Annotated in this window: 16 protein-coding genes; 8 read left to right on the top strand and 8 right to left on the bottom strand. The window is 71.3% G+C overall.

Going from position 1 to position 16,618, the window contains the following annotated elements; all coding sequences use genetic code 11:
- Positions 1 to 65: 65 nt before the first annotated feature.
- From JOF37_RS14890 to JOF37_RS14880, 3 genes are all read left to right on the top strand, one after another.
- Positions 66 to 791 carry a hypothetical protein gene (locus JOF37_RS14890; RefSeq protein ID WP_245338181.1) on the top strand — a complete coding sequence of 242 codons (726 nt, stop codon included), beginning with the start codon at positions 66 to 68 and terminating at the stop codon, positions 789 to 791.
- Positions 764 to 1,333, top strand: coding sequence for a hypothetical protein (locus JOF37_RS14885; RefSeq protein ID WP_210007537.1), 570 nt, complete (start codon positions 764 to 766; stop codon positions 1,331 to 1,333). Before JOF37_RS14890 ends, JOF37_RS14885 begins: the two co-directional genes overlap by 28 nt.
- A 166-nt stretch (positions 1,334 to 1,499) precedes the next feature.
- Positions 1,500 to 1,673 carry a DUF805 domain-containing protein gene (locus tag JOF37_RS14880; RefSeq protein ID WP_271174946.1) on the top strand — a complete coding sequence of 58 codons (174 nt, stop codon included), beginning with the start codon at positions 1,500 to 1,502 and terminating at the stop codon, positions 1,671 to 1,673.
- Between the two features lie 49 nt (positions 1,674 to 1,722).
- Here the strand turns inward: JOF37_RS14880 and JOF37_RS14875 are convergent, their stop codons facing one another.
- On the bottom strand, positions 1,723 to 2,061 hold the full coding sequence (locus JOF37_RS14875) for a DUF4333 domain-containing protein (protein ID WP_210007536.1): 339 nt from the start codon (positions 2,059 to 2,061) through the stop codon (positions 1,723 to 1,725).
- A 66-nt stretch (positions 2,062 to 2,127) separates the two neighbouring features.
- Positions 2,128 to 2,607 carry a DUF2087 domain-containing protein gene (locus JOF37_RS14870; protein WP_210007535.1) on the bottom strand — a complete coding sequence of 160 codons (480 nt, stop codon included), beginning with the start codon at positions 2,605 to 2,607 and terminating at the stop codon, positions 2,128 to 2,130.
- A 162-nt stretch (positions 2,608 to 2,769) separates the two neighbouring features.
- On the opposite strand from JOF37_RS14870, the gene JOF37_RS14865 reads away from it, so the two are divergent.
- The 4 genes from JOF37_RS14865 to JOF37_RS14850 are packed head-to-tail and all read left to right on the top strand — an operon-like array spanning position 2,770 to position 6,420.
- On the top strand, positions 2,770 to 3,696 hold the full coding sequence (locus tag JOF37_RS14865) for an ABC transporter ATP-binding protein (RefSeq protein WP_210007534.1): 927 nt from the start codon (positions 2,770 to 2,772) through the stop codon (positions 3,694 to 3,696).
- Positions 3,696 to 4,538, top strand: a complete 843-nt coding sequence (locus tag JOF37_RS14860; RefSeq protein WP_210007533.1) for a hypothetical protein — start codon at positions 3,696 to 3,698, stop codon at positions 4,536 to 4,538. Before JOF37_RS14865 ends, JOF37_RS14860 begins: the two co-directional genes overlap by 1 nt.
- Positions 4,535 to 5,734, top strand: coding sequence for a sensor histidine kinase (locus JOF37_RS14855; RefSeq protein ID WP_210007532.1), 1,200 nt, complete (start codon positions 4,535 to 4,537; stop codon positions 5,732 to 5,734). Before JOF37_RS14860 ends, JOF37_RS14855 begins: the two co-directional genes overlap by 4 nt.
- Entirely contained in the window at positions 5,731 to 6,420 is a 690-nt protein-coding gene (locus tag JOF37_RS14850) for a response regulator (RefSeq protein WP_210007531.1), read from the top strand. Before JOF37_RS14855 ends, JOF37_RS14850 begins: the two co-directional genes overlap by 4 nt.
- Position 6,421: 1 nt before the next feature.
- On the opposite strand, the gene JOF37_RS14845 is transcribed toward JOF37_RS14850, so the two are convergent.
- A complete protein-coding gene (locus JOF37_RS14845; protein WP_210007530.1) occupies positions 6,422 to 7,666 on the bottom strand; it encodes an MFS transporter in 1,245 nt (414 codons plus the stop codon).
- A 115-nt stretch (positions 7,667 to 7,781) separates the two neighbouring features.
- Between JOF37_RS14845 and JOF37_RS14840 the strand changes: the two genes are divergently transcribed.
- On the top strand, positions 7,782 to 9,107 hold the full coding sequence (locus JOF37_RS14840; protein ID WP_210007529.1) for an alpha-amylase family glycosyl hydrolase: 1,326 nt from the start codon (positions 7,782 to 7,784) through the stop codon (positions 9,105 to 9,107).
- A 40-nt stretch (positions 9,108 to 9,147) separates the two neighbouring features.
- Here JOF37_RS14840 and JOF37_RS14835 read toward each other — a convergent pair whose 3' ends face one another.
- From JOF37_RS14835 to JOF37_RS14815, 5 genes are all read right to left on the bottom strand, one after another.
- Positions 9,148 to 12,558: an error-prone DNA polymerase gene (locus JOF37_RS14835; protein WP_210007528.1), complete on the bottom strand. Its 3,411-nt coding sequence runs from the start codon at positions 12,556 to 12,558 to the stop codon at positions 9,148 to 9,150.
- Complete coding sequence (locus JOF37_RS14830) at positions 12,558 to 14,099, bottom strand: DNA polymerase Y family protein (RefSeq protein ID WP_210007527.1); 1,542 nt, start codon at positions 14,097 to 14,099, stop codon at positions 12,558 to 12,560. The genes JOF37_RS14835 and JOF37_RS14830 overlap by 1 nt, the downstream gene beginning before the upstream one ends.
- Position 14,100: 1 nt before the next feature.
- A complete protein-coding gene (gene imuA' / locus JOF37_RS14825; protein WP_245338824.1) occupies positions 14,101 to 14,826 on the bottom strand; it encodes a DnaE2-dependent mutagenesis accessory factor ImuA' in 726 nt (241 codons plus the stop codon).
- Between the two features lie 105 nt (positions 14,827 to 14,931).
- The gene (locus JOF37_RS14820) at positions 14,932 to 15,735 is read right to left on the bottom strand and encodes a hemerythrin domain-containing protein (protein ID WP_210007526.1); all 804 of its coding nucleotides are present in this window, start codon (positions 15,733 to 15,735) and stop codon (positions 14,932 to 14,934) included.
- A 134-nt stretch (positions 15,736 to 15,869) separates the two neighbouring features.
- Positions 15,870 to 16,367: an HNH endonuclease gene (locus tag JOF37_RS14815; protein ID WP_210007525.1), complete on the bottom strand. Its 498-nt coding sequence runs from the start codon at positions 16,365 to 16,367 to the stop codon at positions 15,870 to 15,872.
- Positions 16,368 to 16,618 lie beyond the last annotated feature (251 nt).

Raw genomic sequence — 16,618 nt, 5'->3', positions numbered from 1 at the left:
AACCGCGGGCAGCACCACAACCCCCGCACTGGCGAGCGCCCGCCGACCACCACTAACGTTCGACCATGCGCCCTCAGCTCGATACCGACTCCCCGGCGCGCCCCTTGCGGACCGGCTTCCGCAGCACTCGCTCGACGCCCGGCATCCGCATCACCGCCTCCGTCGCCCTGGCGCTAGCCGGAACGCTCCTCACCGGATGCGCGTCGGTCACCTCAGGCGGCGAGCCAGCGGCATCCGAAACTCGCACGGAGACCACGCCAGACCCCGCCGCCTGGGAGCCGGATCTGCCCAGCTGGGACGGACTCCCGTCGCACCCGGTTTCGCCCGACGAGTACGCAGCAACGTTCATGCAGGCGAACCCGAACAACCCCCAGCACCGGCACCTCGACGGCATCCTCGACTACTACACCGAGGCCGCGATCGCGTTCCCGTTGCCTCTCCCCGACGGCTACACGTTCCCGGTCGACCCCGGCTACTACGACCGGCCCGAAGACGGCCCCAACTGGTCCGAGATCGTGACGGCCAACCGCATCTTCTGGTACTGGGAGTTCGCTAACGTGGATGCCGCGCGCACGGCGCTCTCGCACGGCGACGCCGAGACCGCGACCGCGTATTTCGACGTCATCCGCGACGGCTACCTCTCGGCCGTCTTCCCGAACAACTACGCTGACCTCCCCGCATCCGAGTGGTACGACAACGTCTACGGACCGATGCGCGAGGGCGACTTCGCGGACTACGAGCACCTCGTCCACAATCCGTTCCCGTGGCAACCGCCGGCCACCACGCCGTGACGCGTTCGGCCAATAGCGCGCTGCGGGGCACTCAGCGCTCACTCCCCGACGCGGTCCGCTCGTCGCTTGCGCGAGCCCAGAGACGCACCACGGGCTTGCTTGTCGCGACAGCAGCATTCGTCGCCCTCAGCATCTCGGTCAGCGCAACGAGCGAATGGTCGAGCGAAGTGCTCACGTTGAACGAGGAGATCGCCGGCGCCTTCGCTGACCAAGACCTGCTGAATCACGCACGCGCCGTGGCCGCCGCCAACCCGGGAGCTCCCACTACCGCCAACGCGCGAAGGCTCGAGTCAGCTGCCAGCGACCCCGTCCGCCCCGGAATCTCCTGGAGCATCATCGACGTAAGCTCGGCTACCGTCACTATCGGCGTCAAGTACCACGAAGGAGAGAGCGTCGGATTTCTGCTCCCCCACCCGACACCGTGGGGAGTCGCCTGCCGCAGTTTCAAGTTCTCAGACGAAGCGACGGTCTCGGCAATCGTGGTTCCCTGTCCCCCAGGCTTTGGGGAGCCGGAGACGGATGACCGATCCCTCACCTGGTGAGCACTCACGCGCGTCGAGGTCGTCCACGCTCACGCCGGCGGATCTTTGTCGACCTGGCCCCAGTCATTAGGTCTCGTCTGTTCGGAAGACCGTGTAAAGCCCGCTCGACGCCTCACCCCCGTGCGACGCGTTACGCGAGCCGTGCCCGCCACACACACCGCACGGCGTGATTCGCACAACGCCCATCCCGATGATCGCGCTGTCATGGCGCCGGCTGCACGATGCCATCCTCTCCGGCCTGTTCTGGCTCCTCGGCCTCGTGTTCCCGATCGGCGGCGTCGTCGTCCTGGTCCTCTGCGTGCTTCCGAGCAACCCGGCGGGCGCCCGCTTCGACAAGTGAGCGCACCGGCCCTCACGAACTGACGGATCGCCCCCGACCCTGACCAGACTCAGCCGCGCGGTGTGTCAGCGACCTCGACGTCGACGCGGTAGTCGGAGCCGTCGACGTCCTCGATCGTGACGGGCGCATCGAACTCGCTGCCCGTCGTCGGGTCGGTCAGCACGCACTCGACGACCTCACCGTCGACGAGGTCGACCGCCTCGTCGCCGCAGTCCATCTCCGGACGGATTCCCACCTCGTCTTCCAAAGCCGAGGCCGCGACGTCGGCGACCTGCGACGCCGGCACGGTGAGGTTCGCACTCGCGGTGACGGAGCACCCGGCGAGCGCCGCGGCGAGCGCGAGTCCACCGATGAGGGATGCCGCACGGGCGGCCGTTCTGGTGGGCATAGGTTCCTTCTTCCGAAGAGGTGACGAGGTCAGAGGCGATTCGCGTGCGTGGAGGGATCGGTCGGCTCACACCGCGTGTCCGGTGAGCCAGTACAGCGCTCCGTCGGCGGTCCGCTCGAGCACCCCGTTATCGACGGCGTGACGGCGGAAGAACGCGACATCCGAGACGAACATGCTCAGGCGCTCGTTGAGCGCAGTCTCGCTGACCCGCTCCCCCGCACTGACGACCCGACGCGCCACCGCGGCTACCGTCGCGTCGAGCTCGTCCGACGCGAGGTCGCCGATGGAGATGCGCTGCCCCTGCAGGACGGCGAGCGGGCCGAGCTGCGCGTCCAGCGCGGCGAGCGATGCGTCGAGGAAAGTCGCGCTCAGCAGCATCCGTCCCTCCGCGCGTTCCGCGATGCCGCTGCGGACGAAGGCGTCGAGCCGAGCGTCGTCGGAGTCGGACGGCGACGAGCCGACGACCTGGGCGAACGCGGCGCGCAACTGAGGGTTACGCAGCATCGCGACGAGCGAGCGGAGCGGGCGCAGCGCGGAGTCGGACATGCGTCGATCTTCACGGGCCGCCGATGATCAGGCAAGCGGTGACACCGAAGCGCGCGGAGGCGGTATAGACCCAGGTACTGGTCGCGCCAGCAGATCCGGACCCGGGGCCGATGTGGCATCCCGCGCCCCTTCGTAGCGTCGACGACGACGAAAGGGTGACACATGATCCGTGTTCAATCGCTGTCGAAACGGTACGGCGACAAGGTGGCCGTCGACGGCCTCGACTTCACCGTCGAGCCGGGCAAGGTGACCGGGTTTCTCGGTCCGAACGGCGCCGGCAAGTCGACGACCATGCGCATGATCGTCGGGCTCGACCGGCCGACATCCGGCACCGCCGAGGTCAACGGCCGCGCCTACCGCGACCTGCCGGCACCTCTTCGTGAGGTGGGCGTGCTGCTCGACGCCCGCGCCGCGCACAAGCGACGCACCGCCTACAAGCACCTGCTCGCGATCGCCGCGACGCACCGCATCCGTGCCCGGCGGGTGCACGAGGTCATGGAACGCACGGGCATCGCCGCGGTCGCGAACAAGCGCGTGGGCGGGTTCTCTCTCGGCATGGGCCAGCGGCTCGGCATCGCGGCGGCGCTGCTGGGTGACCCGCAGACGATCATCCTCGACGAGCCAATCAACGGGCTCGACCCCGACGGCATCCTGTGGATCCGCGGTCTGCTGCGCGACCTTGCCGCGGCGGGCCGGACGGTGCTGCTGTCGTCGCACGTGATGAGCGAGATGGCGCAGACCGCCGAGCAGCTCATCGTGATCGGGCGCGGTGCGATCCTCGCCGACGGCCCGCTGCAGGAGGTCATCGCCGGTGTGACGCAGCCGGTGGTGCGGGTGCGTACGCACGACCCCGACCGCCTGCGCGCCGCGATCGCCCGCCCCGGCGTGACGGTGGTCACCCGCGCCGACGGAGCGCTCGACATCACCGACCTCTCGGCCGAAGAGGTCGCCGGTATCGCGGGAGCCGCGGGGGTCGTGCTCTACGAGGTGACCTCGGTCGCCGGCTCGCTCGAAGACGCCTACCTGGCCCTCACCGCGCAAGCCACCGAGTACCGCTCCGCACCGACCAGCACGAAGGAGAACCAGTGATGGCCCTCACCACCAAACCGCACCGCGCCGACGCCCGCACACAGCGCCCGCCGTTCGCGGCCGTCGTGCATTCGGAGTGGATCAAGGCCCTGAGCCTGCCGGCATCCGTTCTCGCGCTCGCCGGCATCCTCGCCATCGGGGCGGGTGGCAGTCTGTTCCTGGGGGTGACGCTCGAGTCGTCGGGGGTGCCCTCGGTTCCCTCGATCGAGCGGACCCTCGCCGACGTCACGGTGCCGACGGTCGTGCTCGGGCAGATCATCGCCGGTATCTTCGGCGTTATGTTGATCGGCGCCGAGTACTCCTCCGGCGCCATGCAGACGACGCTCACCGCCGTCCCGCACCGGATGCGCGTGCTCGCCGCGAAAGCCTTCGTCGCTTTCACTGCCGTGACCGTCGTGGCGCTCGTCACGGTGTTCGCCGCCTGGGCCCTCACGAACCCCATTTACGCGAGCTTCGGCCTCGACGCCCCGCTGACCGCTGCCGGCGTGATGCTCGCCCTCGTCGGCTCGGCTGTCTACCTGGGACTCTGCGCCGTGTTCGGGCTCGGTGTGACGACGCTGGTGCGCTCGACGACGGCGGGATCGATCATCGTCTTCGCGGCGACCCTGCTGCTGCCGGTGCTCAGCTCGCTGCTGCCGTTCGGTCTGCTCTCGCGCGTCCTGCGCCTGGCGCTGCTCGGCAACGCGGGCGATGCGATGGGCCGGGTCGGCATCGAGGGCGGCCCGTTCATCGACCTGTGGAGCGGACACATCAGCGTCGGCGCCGGCTGGATGATCGCGGCGATCTGGGCCGCGGGCGCCCTCGTGATCGGCGCCATCGCGCTGCGGACGAAAGACGCATGATGGCGCCGTCCCGGCGACGACCGGATGCCGCCGACGCCGTCCTCCTGGCCTGCTACCTGGCCATCGCGGCGATCCTGGCATACCTGTCGGTCGAGTCCACCATCGCCACTCCCCCGTGGCCGCTGGTGCTGCTCGCCATCGCCGGGACGGCCGTCGTCCTCACCTGGCGTCAGCATCCCACCGCCGGGTTCGGGGCGGCCGTCATCCTGATGCTGGCGTCGTTCGCCGCGGGCTCGGGCGCGGAGGCGGCTCTCGTGATCGTCGCGCTGTACCGGGCGGGGGTGCGCGACAGCCGCGGCGCGTGGATCGCGTTCGGGTGGGCTGCTGTCGGCGGAACGGTCGCGGCGCTCGTGCTCGCGCTGCGGGTTCGCTCCGGACCGCCGCTGCTCGGGCTGGCCCCGCGCGCGGATGCCGCAGCCTGGCCCATCGACTGGCTCAGCATCACCGTGGTCGTGCTCGCAGCGGCCCTGATCGCCACGCTGCTCGGCATCAACGCCGGTCACGGCCGCCGCCAGGCCGCGGCGCTCGCCGAGCGGGCCGAGCATCTGCGGCGCGAGCGCGACCAGGAGGCGAGCATCGCCGCCGCGGCCGAACGGGAGCGCATCGCACGCGAGATGCACGACGTCATCGCCCACAGCCTCGCGGTGATGGTCGCGCTCGCCGACGGCGCACAGGCGTCGGTCGACACCCGTCCCGACGAGGCGCACCGCGCGATCGGCCGTGTCAGCGAAACGGGCCGCCGAACGCTCGGCGAGGTGCGCCGGCTGCTCACCGCCGTCCGCGACGAGCGGGATGCCGCACCGCCGGCCGAAGCGCCGCGGGTGGAGCGGATCCCCGCGCTCGTCGAGGAGTTCCGGGGCGCCGGCATCCCGGTGCGCCTGGAGCAGACCGGGACGCTGCCCGAGGGCGCCGCGGTGAGCCTGACGATCTACCGCATCGTGCAAGAGGCGCTGACCAACGTGCTGCGTCACGGCCGCGACGTGCGCGACGTGGTCGTGCAGCTGGTGTTCGACCGCTCCGAGGTGACGATCCTGGTCAAGGACGTGTCGGCGCCCGCCACCGCAGCCGCGGGCGCGGGCCGCGGGCTGGTCGGTATCCGCGAACGGGCCGCCTTCTACGATGGGTCGGTGGAGGCGGGGCCGGTCGCCGGAGGCGGCTGGCGGGTGTTCGTGCGCCTCTCGACGGAGGACCGATGAGCCAGCCCGGCACGCACGAGGACCGCATCGCGGTGCTGCTCGTCGACGACCAGGAGCTGATCCGGTACGGGCTCCGTCTCGTGCTCGAGGCGCAGCCCGACATCGTCGTGGTCGGCGAGGCGTCCGACGGAGCGGAGGCCGTCCGGGCCGCGCAGCGCCTGCGACCCGACGTCGTCCTGATGGATGTGCGGATGCCGGGGGTCGACGGCATCGAGGCGACGCGGCAGCTCACCGCCGCGCTGCCCGACACCCGCATCCTCGTGCTGACGACGTACGACCTCGACGAGTTCGCCTTCGGTGCGCTACGTGCGGGAGCCGCGGGCTTCCTGCTCAAGAACACGCGGCCCGACGAGCTCGTCGCCGCGGTGCGGGCCGTCACGACGGGCGACGCCGTGGTGTCACCACGGATCACGGCGAAACTCATCGACATCGCGATGCCCCACCTCGCGCGGCCGGACGCACCGGCATCCGACAGTGCCCTCGACGCGCTCTCGCCGCGCGAGCGCGACGTGTTCCGTTGCGTCGGACAGGGCCTGACGAACGCGGAGATTGCCGAGGCCCTGCACCTGAGCGAATCGACGGTGAAGGCGCACTTTGGCCGGATTCTCGTGAAGCTCGACCTCGCGAACCGCGTACAAGCGGTCATCCGCGCCTACGAACTCGGCGTGGTCAGCGTCGAGCGCTGAGTCAGCCGGTCGCCTCGGCGGCGCCGTCCGGAGCCGCGTCCGGCGGGGCGGCGTGTCGCACGAGAACCGGACCGACGGCGACACCGATGCCGGCCGCGACGAGAGCCGTGGCCGCGAGCGCCCAGCCCGGGGTGGCGGCATCCGTGATCGCGCCGAAGACGAGCGCTCCCACCGCGGCGCCGAGGTTCACCGCGGTGTTGATCCAGCTGCTGGCCTCGGTGCGGACGCGCGGGTCGGTCAGCTCGTCGGCCGAGAGGTAGCCGACGATGAGCAGCGGCGCCAGGCACAGCCCGCCGAGCACGAGCCCGACGGCTCCCGCGACGAGACCGCCGACGGTGCCCGCGACACCCGTGCACAGGACCAGCACACCCAGCATCGCGAGCAGTTGCGCGGCGTGCGATCCGGGAAGCCGCAGCCGCCCGAAGAGCAGCCCGCCGATCGCGCTCGCCGACGCGAACAGCGCGAGCAGGATGCCGGCCATGAACGGCGCATCCGCTTCGACGGCGAGCGCCGGGGCGGCGAGCTCGACCGCCCCCAGGATGAGCCCCGGCGCGGTCATGGCCAGCACGACGGGGAGGAACCCGCGGCTGCGCAGCGGCGTCCGCGCGCTCGGGAACGCAGGTGCGTCCGCGGTGATCCGATGCGACCCGCGCTGCTGACGCGACAGCCCGCTCGCCACGAACAGCCCCGTCCCTACGGCGACGCAGCCGGCCGACAGCACGAGCGCGGCCACCGGCCCCGACAGCGCGACGAGCGCCGCCGCGACGAGAGGCCCGACCGCGAACGTCACCTCCTCGGCGACCGCGTCGAGGCTGAACCCGCGGGTGCGCAGCGCGCCGGCGGGCAGGGCATGCGACCAGACCACGCGCATCGTCGCGCCGAACGGCGGCGACGACACCCCCGCGACGACGCTCAGGACGAGCAGCACCGGCAGCGGCGCCGCGGGGAAGACAGCGAACGCGATGAGCGAGAGGGCGTGCAGGGCGCCCAGCGCCGTCATGACCGCCAGCTGTCCGCGACGGTCGATCAGGCGCGCGCGCACGGGCGTCGCAATGACGTTGGCGATGCCGAGGGCGGCCGTGATGGCGCCTGCGATCGCGAACGATCCCGTCGACTGTTCGAGCATCAGCACGAGCGCGAGGCCGGACGTCGCCAGCGAGAGCCGCCCGATGATGCTCGGAAGGAACGCCGGACGCACGCCGGGCGTGCGCAGAACGGCGCGATAAGACGGGGGTGGGGTCGACAAGAGGATCTCCGAGGGTGCCGGACCACTCTAGGGGCCGCGGGCCGACACCCTAGGCCCGAACGGGCCGGTCCGCACGCCGCTCCCCCACACCGCCCGGGTCGTGTTGACTGCTGGGATGAGCAGCTGGACCGAGACCGTCATGTGGTGGCACGTGTACCCGCTGGGGTTCACCGGCGCGCCGATCCGCCCCACTGACGAGGAGCGTGACGGCGGCGTCGTGCACCGACTGCCACGGATCGAGGGCTGGCTGGACCATCTCGTCGACCTCGGGCTGAACGGTCTGCTGCTCGGGCCCGTGTTCGCGTCGACGACGCACGGATACGACACCACCGACCACTTCCGCATCGACCCGCGGCTCGGTGACGACGGTGACGTCGACCGGCTCATCGCGGCGGCCCGCGACCGCGGCATCCGGATTCTGCTCGACGGCGTCTTCAACCACGTCGGACGCGAGCACCCCGCCTTCCGCGCCCTCGAGACCCACGGGCCCGAGGCCGACACGGCCGACCTGTTCCGCGTGCGGTGGGACGGCTGGTCGCCCGGGGACCGTGTCGACGCCGACGTCTTCGAGGGCCACGACGCGCTCGTCGCGCTCAACCACGCGTCCCCCGCGGTGGAGGACTTCGTCGTCGACGTCATGACGCACTGGTTGAACCGGGGCATCGACGGATGGCGTCTGGATGCCGCGTACGCGGTGCCCCCGCAGTTCTGGGCGCGGGTGCTCCCCCGGGTGCGTTCCGCGCACCCCGACGCCTGGTTCGTGGGCGAGGTCATCCACGGCGACGCCGCGAGCATCGTGCGGGAGTCGACGATGGACTCGCTGACGCAGTACGAGCTGTGGCAGGGCATCTGGCACGCGATCAGCGACGGCAACCTGTTCGAGCTCGCGCACGCGATCGAGCGGAACAACGAGCTGCTCGCCGTCTATGCGCCGCAGACGTTCGTCGGAAACCACGACGTCACCCGCATCGCTTCGGCCATCGGGGTCGACCGCGTGCCGCATGCCCTCGCGGTGCTGTTCACGGTCGCCGGCGTGCCCTCGGTCTACGCCGGCGACGAGTTCGGCTACGAAGCGGTCAAGGAGGAGCGTCTCGGTGGCGACGACGCCGTCCGCCCGGAGTTCCCCGACGCGCCGCCGTCGCCGGAAGCGCTGTCGGCGAGCGCCGAGCGCATCCTGCGGACCCACCAGCAGCTGATCGCGCTGCGCCGGCAGCATCCGTGGCTGCACCGCGCCCACACGGATGCCGTTCACCTCGAGAACACGTCGATGGTGCTGCGCACCGCCACGGGGACGGAGGCCATCATCACGGCACTGAACCTCGGCGACGGTCCCGTGACGGTGCCGGTGGCCGACGCCCGTCGCGTGCTCGCCGGTACCGCCCGGCTCTTGAGCGCCGAGGCCGAGATCCCGGCCGGCGGCTTCGCGGTCTTCTCCTCCTAGCGAGCGGCGACTTGGGCGGTGGCTGGTCCGGGCGGCACGGTCACCGGAAGTCTCGGGACTGGTGCCGCATCCCCGCCACCCGCAGGTCTTCGAAGGCGTCGGCGAGGATGTTGACCACACCCTCGTTCGAACGCTCGAGGATGCCGCGCACGATGAGCGCCGGACTGTCGCGCACGACGCGCCGGTAGCGGTGCCACATGCCGGTCGAGCAGATCACGTTCATGAGCCCGTGCTCGTCCTCGAGGTTCAGGAACGTGATGCCCGACGCCGTCGCGGGGCGCTGCCGGTGCGTGACGAGTCCGGCGATCTCGACGCGGCGCCCCGACTCGTGCTGACGCAGATCGTTGGCCGTGAGCACGCCGCGCGCATCCAGCTGCGAGCGGTAGTGCGTCATCGGATGATCGTCGGGCGAGATCCCCGTCGCCCACAGGTCGGAGGCCAGCACGTCGTAGCTCGACTGGTCGGTGAACAGCGGCGGCTGCACGGCGATGAGCGAATCGGGCAGGTACTCGATGCGGTCCTGCGCGGCCGAGCCCGCCAGCCAGATCGCCTCTCGCCGGGTATGGCCGAAGCACTCGAGCGCGCCAGCGGTCGCGAGGGCTTCGAGCTGGGTGGTGTCGGCGCCGGTGCGGCGCACGAGGTCGCGCATGTCGCGGTACGGACCGGATGCCTTGCGCTCGGCGACGATGCGTTCGGCGAACTTCTTGCCGATGCCCGTGACGGCCGCCAGGCCCAGCCGGACCGCGAAGGCGCCGTCGCGTCGATGCTCCGCCGACTCGTCGGGGGCGTTGATGTCGAAGACCGGCACCGGAGGCTGCTCGCCGAGGCAGCTGTCGCGCCCCGTCGGCGCCGTACGCCCCTCGCCTCCCGACACGGGTTCGAGCAGCGCCTCCGCGTCCGAGAGCTGCAGATCGGGGCGGCGCACCTCGACCCCGTGGCGCCGGGCATCGGCCGACAGCGTCGCCGGTGAGTAGAAGCCCATCGGCTGCGCGCGGAGGAGCCCCGCCAGGAACGCCGCCGGGTAGTGGAGCTTGATCCACGAGCTGGCATACACGAGCAGCCCGAACGACAGCGAATGGCTCTCGGCGAAGCCGAAGTTCGCGAACGCCTGGATCTTCGCGTAGATGTCGTCGGCGGCATCCCCCACCAGGCCGTTCTCGGCCATGCCGTCGTAGAGCTTCTGCTTGAGCGAGTCGATGCGCTCCACGCCGCGCTTGGACCCCATCGCGCGGCGCAGCAGGTCGGCGTCCTCACCGGAGAGCCCACCGATCACCATGCCCATCTGCATGAGCTGCTCCTGGAACACGGGCACCCCGAGCGTGCGCTCGAGCACGGGCTTGAGCTTCTCGTGCGGATAGGTGGTCTTCTCGTGGCCGAGCTTGCGCCGGACGTACGGGTGCACGGCGCCGCCCTGAATGGGTCCCGGCCGGATCAGCGCGATCTCGATCACGAGGTCGTAGAACCGGCGCGGCTGCAGGCGCGGCAGCAGCCCCATCTGCGCACGCGACTCGACCTGGAACACCCCGATCGAATCCGCCCGGCACAGCATGTCGTAGACCGCCGCCTCTTCCTTCGGCAGCGTCGACAGCTCGAACCGCTCCCCCGTCGCACCCTCGATGAGGTCGAAGCAGTACTGCAGGGCGGCGAGCATGCCGAGTCCGAGCAGGTCGAACTTCACCAGCCCCATCCAGGCGGCATCGTCCTTGTCCCACTGGATGACGGTGCGGTTCTCCATGCGCGCGTGCTCGATCGGCACGACCTCGCCGACGGGACGATCGGTCAGCACCATGCCGCCGGAGTGGATGCCGAGGTGCCGCGGCGCCTTCAGCAGCTCGGCGGCGTACATCAGCACGCGTTCGGGGATGTCGTGGTCGGGGCCGGTGTCGAGGGTCGCTCCCCAGCGCTCGACCTGCTTCGACCAGGCGTCCTGCTGACCCGGCGAATGCCCGAGCGCTTTCGCCATGTCGCGCACGGCGTTCTTCGGCCGGTACTGGATGACGTTCGCCACCTGCGCCGCGCGCTCGCGTCCGTACGTCTGGTACACCCACTGGATGATCTCTTCGCGCCGGTCGGAGTCGAAATCGACGTCGATGTCGGGCTCTTCCTCGCGCAGTGCGGAGAGGAAGCGCTCGAACGGCAGCTGGTAGTAGATCGAGTCGATCGCGGTGATGTCGAGCAGGTAGCAGACGGCGCTGTTGGCGGCCGATCCCCGTCCCTGACACAGGATGCCGCGCCGCCGCGCCTCTTGCACGATGCCGTGCACGATGAGGAAGTAGCCCGGGAAGTCCTTCTGCTCGATCACCGCCAGCTCGCGTTCGATGCGGTCGCGGTCTTTCGGCGGCAGGCCCGGGTACTTGCGCGGAACGGCCTCCCACACGAGGTGCCGCAACCATGACATCGGGGTGTGCCCCTCGGGCACAGGCAGCTTCGGCAGCGCGGGCTTGGCCCGACGCAGCGGGAACGCCAGCTCGTCGGCGACGGTGACGGTGCGGGCGACGGCGCCGGGATAGCGGCGGAACCGTCGCGTCATCTCGGCTCCCGATCGCAGGTGGGCGCCCGCGTGCGCGGGCAGCCATCCGTCGAGCTCGTCGAGCCCCCGGTTCGCCCGGACGGCGGCGATCGCCGCGGCCAGGTGCGCCCGCTCGGGAACGGCGTAGTGCACGTTGTTCGTCGCGAGCACCGGCAGCCCGCGCTCACGGGCGAGGCCCGCGAGGATGTCGTTGTGCCGCGAGTCCAGCGGCTCGCCGTGGTCGATCAGCTCGACCTCGATCGCGTCGCGACCGAAGCGTGCCACCAGCGCGTCGAGCTCGGCCGCCGCGGCATCCGCTCCGCGCTCGAGGAGCGCCCGCCGCACCGAGCCCTTGCGGCAACCGGTCAGGATGCTCCAGTGCCCATCGGCCGCGTCGGCCAGGTCGTCGAGCCGGTATCGCGGCTTGCCCTTCTCGGCCCCGGCGAGCTGCGCCTGCGTCAGCGCGCCGGCGAGCCGGTGGTAGCCCTCTTCGCCGCGGGCGAGCACGAGCAGGTGCTCGCCGGGAGGGTCGGCCTCGTTGCGCGACGCTCCGACCCGCTGCGGCAGGTCGAGCGAGAGCTCGGCCCCGAACACGGTCTTCACGGCGAGCTGCTCGGCCGCCTCGGCGAAGCGCACGATGCCGTAGAACCCGTCGTGATCGGTGACCGCGAGAGCGTGCAACCCGAGCCGCTCGGCCTCTTCGGCGAGCTCTTCGGGAGATGAGGCGCCGTCGAGGAACGAGTACGACGTGTGGGCGTGAAGCTCGGCGTACGGGACGGCGTTGTCGGGCCGCTCGATCCGGGGTGCCGAGTACTTCCCGCGCTTGCGCGACCAGGCGGGGCTGTCGCCGCCGTCGGCTCCCGGTGGCGCGCTCGGAGCGCGGTTGCCGCTGAGCAGCCGCTCCATCTCGGACCACGACACGGACGGGTTGTTGAACCCCATCAGTCGTACCGCCCCTCGGCCAGCCATTCGCCGCCGTCGCACACGAGCAGCCAGGCCGTCTGCGTGGCATCGACCATCTGGAAGCGGTAGGCGCGCCGCGCGCGCGTGGCATCCCACTCGCGCTCGATCACCGGCCAGGGACCGGCCCACGACCGGATACCCCGCGAGCCGTTCGCCGACACGAGCGCCGTGGGGGTCGCGGTCAGCTCGCCTCGACCGTCGACGGCCACCATGTCGCCCTCACGGTCGATCACCGCGAGGGGCAGCGCCCGCTCGAACACCGTCGACGGCAGTGGATCGGGCAGACTTCCCGGCCACGGCCGGCCCCGGTCGCTCGTGACGGGGCGATCACCCCAGGGAACGAGCACCTGCCGCTCGGTGAGCCAGCGCCCACCGCCCACGACAGGCGTGACGACGCCGCGATGCCCGAGCATCGCCTGCACGCGCGACAGAGCGTGGTGCACCCGCTGCTCGGGACCCGACCCGAAGAGCGAGACCGCATGATGGGATGCCGCATCCACCGCTTCGGGCTCGATCTTCACCCGCGCGACACCGCTGGTGAGCTTGCCGCTCTCAGCGAGCTGCCACCGCACCCGGTCGACCACGGCGGCGGCGTCGAAGGTGCCCGGATGCAGCCACACCCGGTTGCTCGTCTCACCGCGGTCGCCGGTGAGGATGACGCGCAGCTCGGTGCACACCAGGTCGACGGCGCCGAGGCCGGCGATGAACTCCTCGGCCGCGACCCGCATGCCGAACGCAACCTGGTCGGCGAGCTCGAGGGGCGGCTCGAAGGCCACCTCGCGGTGCAGCTCGGGCGGCGGCGTCCGCGGGGTGACGGGGCGGGAGTCGGCGCCGGCGGCGAGGGCGTGCAACCGGGCGCCGCGGGTGCCGAAGCGCTCGACCAGCCGTTCGGGCTCGATCGCGGCCAGGTCTCCGAGCGTCTGAACGCCGAGCCGCGCGAAGAGGTCGACCGTCTCGTCCTCGAGCACGGCGATCGTCAGCGGCGCGAGGAACTCGGCCGAGCGGCCCGCGTCGACCACCCGGATGGGCCGGTCGGCCCGGGTGCTCATGCGCGCCGCCTGCTGCGCGGTGAACGGACCGTCGGCGACACCGACCCGGGCATCGAGGTCGCCCTCGGTGACGGCGGCGAGCAGAGCGCCGGCGGCCTCGGTCTCGCCACCGTAGAAGCGGGCCGGCCCCCGAACCCGCAGCGCGCACAGCCCCGCTTCGAGGACCTGCACGCCCGGTGCCATCTCTTCCAGACGCGCCACGATCGGCGAGAACTGCCGGTGGTCACGGGCGGCGTCGGCATCGGCCACACGCAGCGCCGGGCACCGCGCCTGGGCATCGCGCCGACGCTGCCCCCGGGCGACTCCGTCGGCGCGGGCCGCGGGCGAGCAGGCCACGACCACCCCCTTGTCGAACACGGCGATCGGCTCGCCCGGGTTCCCGCCGCTCTCACGGACGAGCGCCACGACCGGCCAGTCGGGCACCCACACCACGAGGCTGCGGACGGGCGCGCGCGATGTCGATTCGGCCACGTCAGACCGCCCGCCGCATCGGGATCGGCTCGACCAGCGGCTGCTCCTCGAACGGCACCGGAGCCATGCGTCCGCCGTGCTGGTGCTGCGGAGCGGCCGAGAGGGCACCGTCGGGTGCCGGCAGCAGCATCCGCGCCGATCGGGGCACGGGGAAGCGCCGGCTCGACACGGTGACGGTCAGTTCCCGGTCGCTGAGGTAGCCGTCACCGTCGCCCAGGCCCGACCAGCGCGGGTCGGTCACATCGAGCATCGCCTCGGTCTGCGGCCACGGCCCCTGCACGAGCAGCACCGCACCGCGGTCGCGGAGGCGGGCGGCGAGCTTGGCGATGTCGGAGTCCTTCGCCCGTTCGGGCGGCCGCACCGCGATCACCGGGAGGACATCGGCGATCGTCGCCGTCACCGCGAGCCACCGCGGCCCGGGGTCGGGGATCAGCACGACCCGCGACAGGTCGACGCCCGCCCGCTCGGCGGCCTCGGCGCCGAACCCGGGCATGCCGACGACCCCGCACCACGACCCGGTCTGCGACGGCTGAGCCAGCAGCGCGAACAGCAGCGAGGAGGACGAGCCGAGAGAATAGGCCGTCCCCGGACGCAGCCCCCGCCCCGGGAGCAGATTCGCCAGAGCCGGATGGGTCGGCAGCACGGGAGCGTCGAGGCGGCGCCCCTGCATCCGTTCCATCTGCGCGCGCAGTCGCTGCACGTCCTCGGCGGCAGCAGGGTTGCGCATGATCGACCTCACTCATCAAGGGTAGAACATACGTTCTAGTCCATCAACGTCGAGATCGAAGATACGACCGACTTCCGACATCCGCGCGGCCGGGCGCGTCAGCTGTCAGAGACGCCGCCGCGCCAGCCCAGCCGCGACGACCGCGCCGACCGCGCCGAGCGCGAAGATCACGACGACGACCGGCGCGGACCTCCCGCCGGCTCCGCGGCTGGTGGACGGGTCTTCGCCCCGCCGCATGATCGGCAGGCGCTCGACGGCGTGCGAGACACGCGACAGTCCTTCGCTGAGCGCATGGAGAGATCCATCGGTGGCACCTCGGGCGAACCGGGCAGCGTCGAGGCGATCGCGTGACCGGTCGAGAACCGACAGCGGAAGCGCCGCGAGCACATTCCCCGGCGGCCGCCGGGCGACGATCGGGTGCGCTCTCGTCGGGGCCACCCGACGCACGATCTCCCACGCCAGGCCGAGCATCCGCAGCTGTCGCGCCGACACGCGTTCCTGCAGGCGGGGGAAGAGCTCGTCCTCCTCATCGCGGACGTCCTCGCGCAACACCTCCGCGAGACGCCCGAGCGCCGCCTCGCGCTCGGGCGTTCCCCGCTCCAGATGCTCGAGACGGGTGACGAGCTCGTTGACCTCTTGATGCTCCTGCTCGACTTGCAGCGTGAGCTGCTCGCCATCGGGCAGCACACGCCGCATGAGGGGCCACAGCACGGACTCTTCGGCGAACGCATGCGGGAAGACCAGCCGGTAGAGATCGAGGAGGACGGGCAGCTGCTCCTCATGCGATGACAACGCGAGGCGATCGAGCAGCGAGTCCAACTCGACGTGATCATCGCGCTGCCGGACGAGAACGCTCATGCGTCCCCCGAGCTCGCGCACGCTCTGATCGGCGACCGATCTCATCGTCATCGTCATCCTCCCCCGTCGGTGACCGACGGGCGGCGCTCGTCGTCGCGCGCACGATAAGCAGGCGCGTGAGCGTCACCTCAGGGGGTGGACACGGTCGGACGCGGCGTATACGTGCTGCCGCGACGTCAGCGCGCTCAGGCGGCAAGGCCCAGGTAGGGCTCCCACGTCGGATCGGTGCGCTCGGTGCCGCGCACCGTCCACTGCGGGCCGCGCGGCGGCTTCGGCGCCCACCGCAGCTCCCACCCCATCTCCTGCGGGGTGTGGTCGCTCTTGTGGTTGTTGCACCGCAAGCAGCACGCGACGAGGTTCTCCCACGAGTTGCTGCCTCCGCGCGAACGCGGCAGGACGTGGTCGATGGTCGCCGCCGCCTTCCCGCAATACGCGCAGCGGTGACCGTCGCGGCGCAGCACTCCGCGCCGCGTCACGGGCACCCGCCGTGCGCTGGGGATGCGCACGTACCGGGTCAGCACGATCACCGCCGGGCGTTCGTAGATCCCGTCGATCCCCACGACGGGATCGTGCACGACGTGCTCGACGATCGTCGCCTTGTCGTTCAACACGAGCAGGAGTGCCCGGCGGAACGACACCACGGCGAGTGGCTCATACCCGGCGTTCAGTACCAGAGTGCGCATTACCTGTCCTCACGAACTGCCCTGACGGCTTCAGCGGATGTTCGATCATCGACGCCGCGCGCACCGAGCGGGCGGAACGGGTCCGGACACGAAAAAAGGCGCCGTCATGAAGACAGCGCCTTGATTCACGGCCGAGGCCGCAGTGGTGCACGTGATGCCGCAGGACGTAGCGACCGATCGCATTCACGGTTCGAATGCGTGGCAGTTGTCCCATGGCTCCCCCTCGGCGTGCGCGAGCGTCGGGATCAGGG

Source organism: Microbacterium imperiale (genome assembly GCF_017876655.1).
Classification (GTDB): domain Bacteria; phylum Actinomycetota; class Actinomycetes; order Actinomycetales; family Microbacteriaceae; genus Microbacterium; species Microbacterium imperiale.
This window is presented reverse-complemented; position numbering and strand designations above follow the sequence as displayed.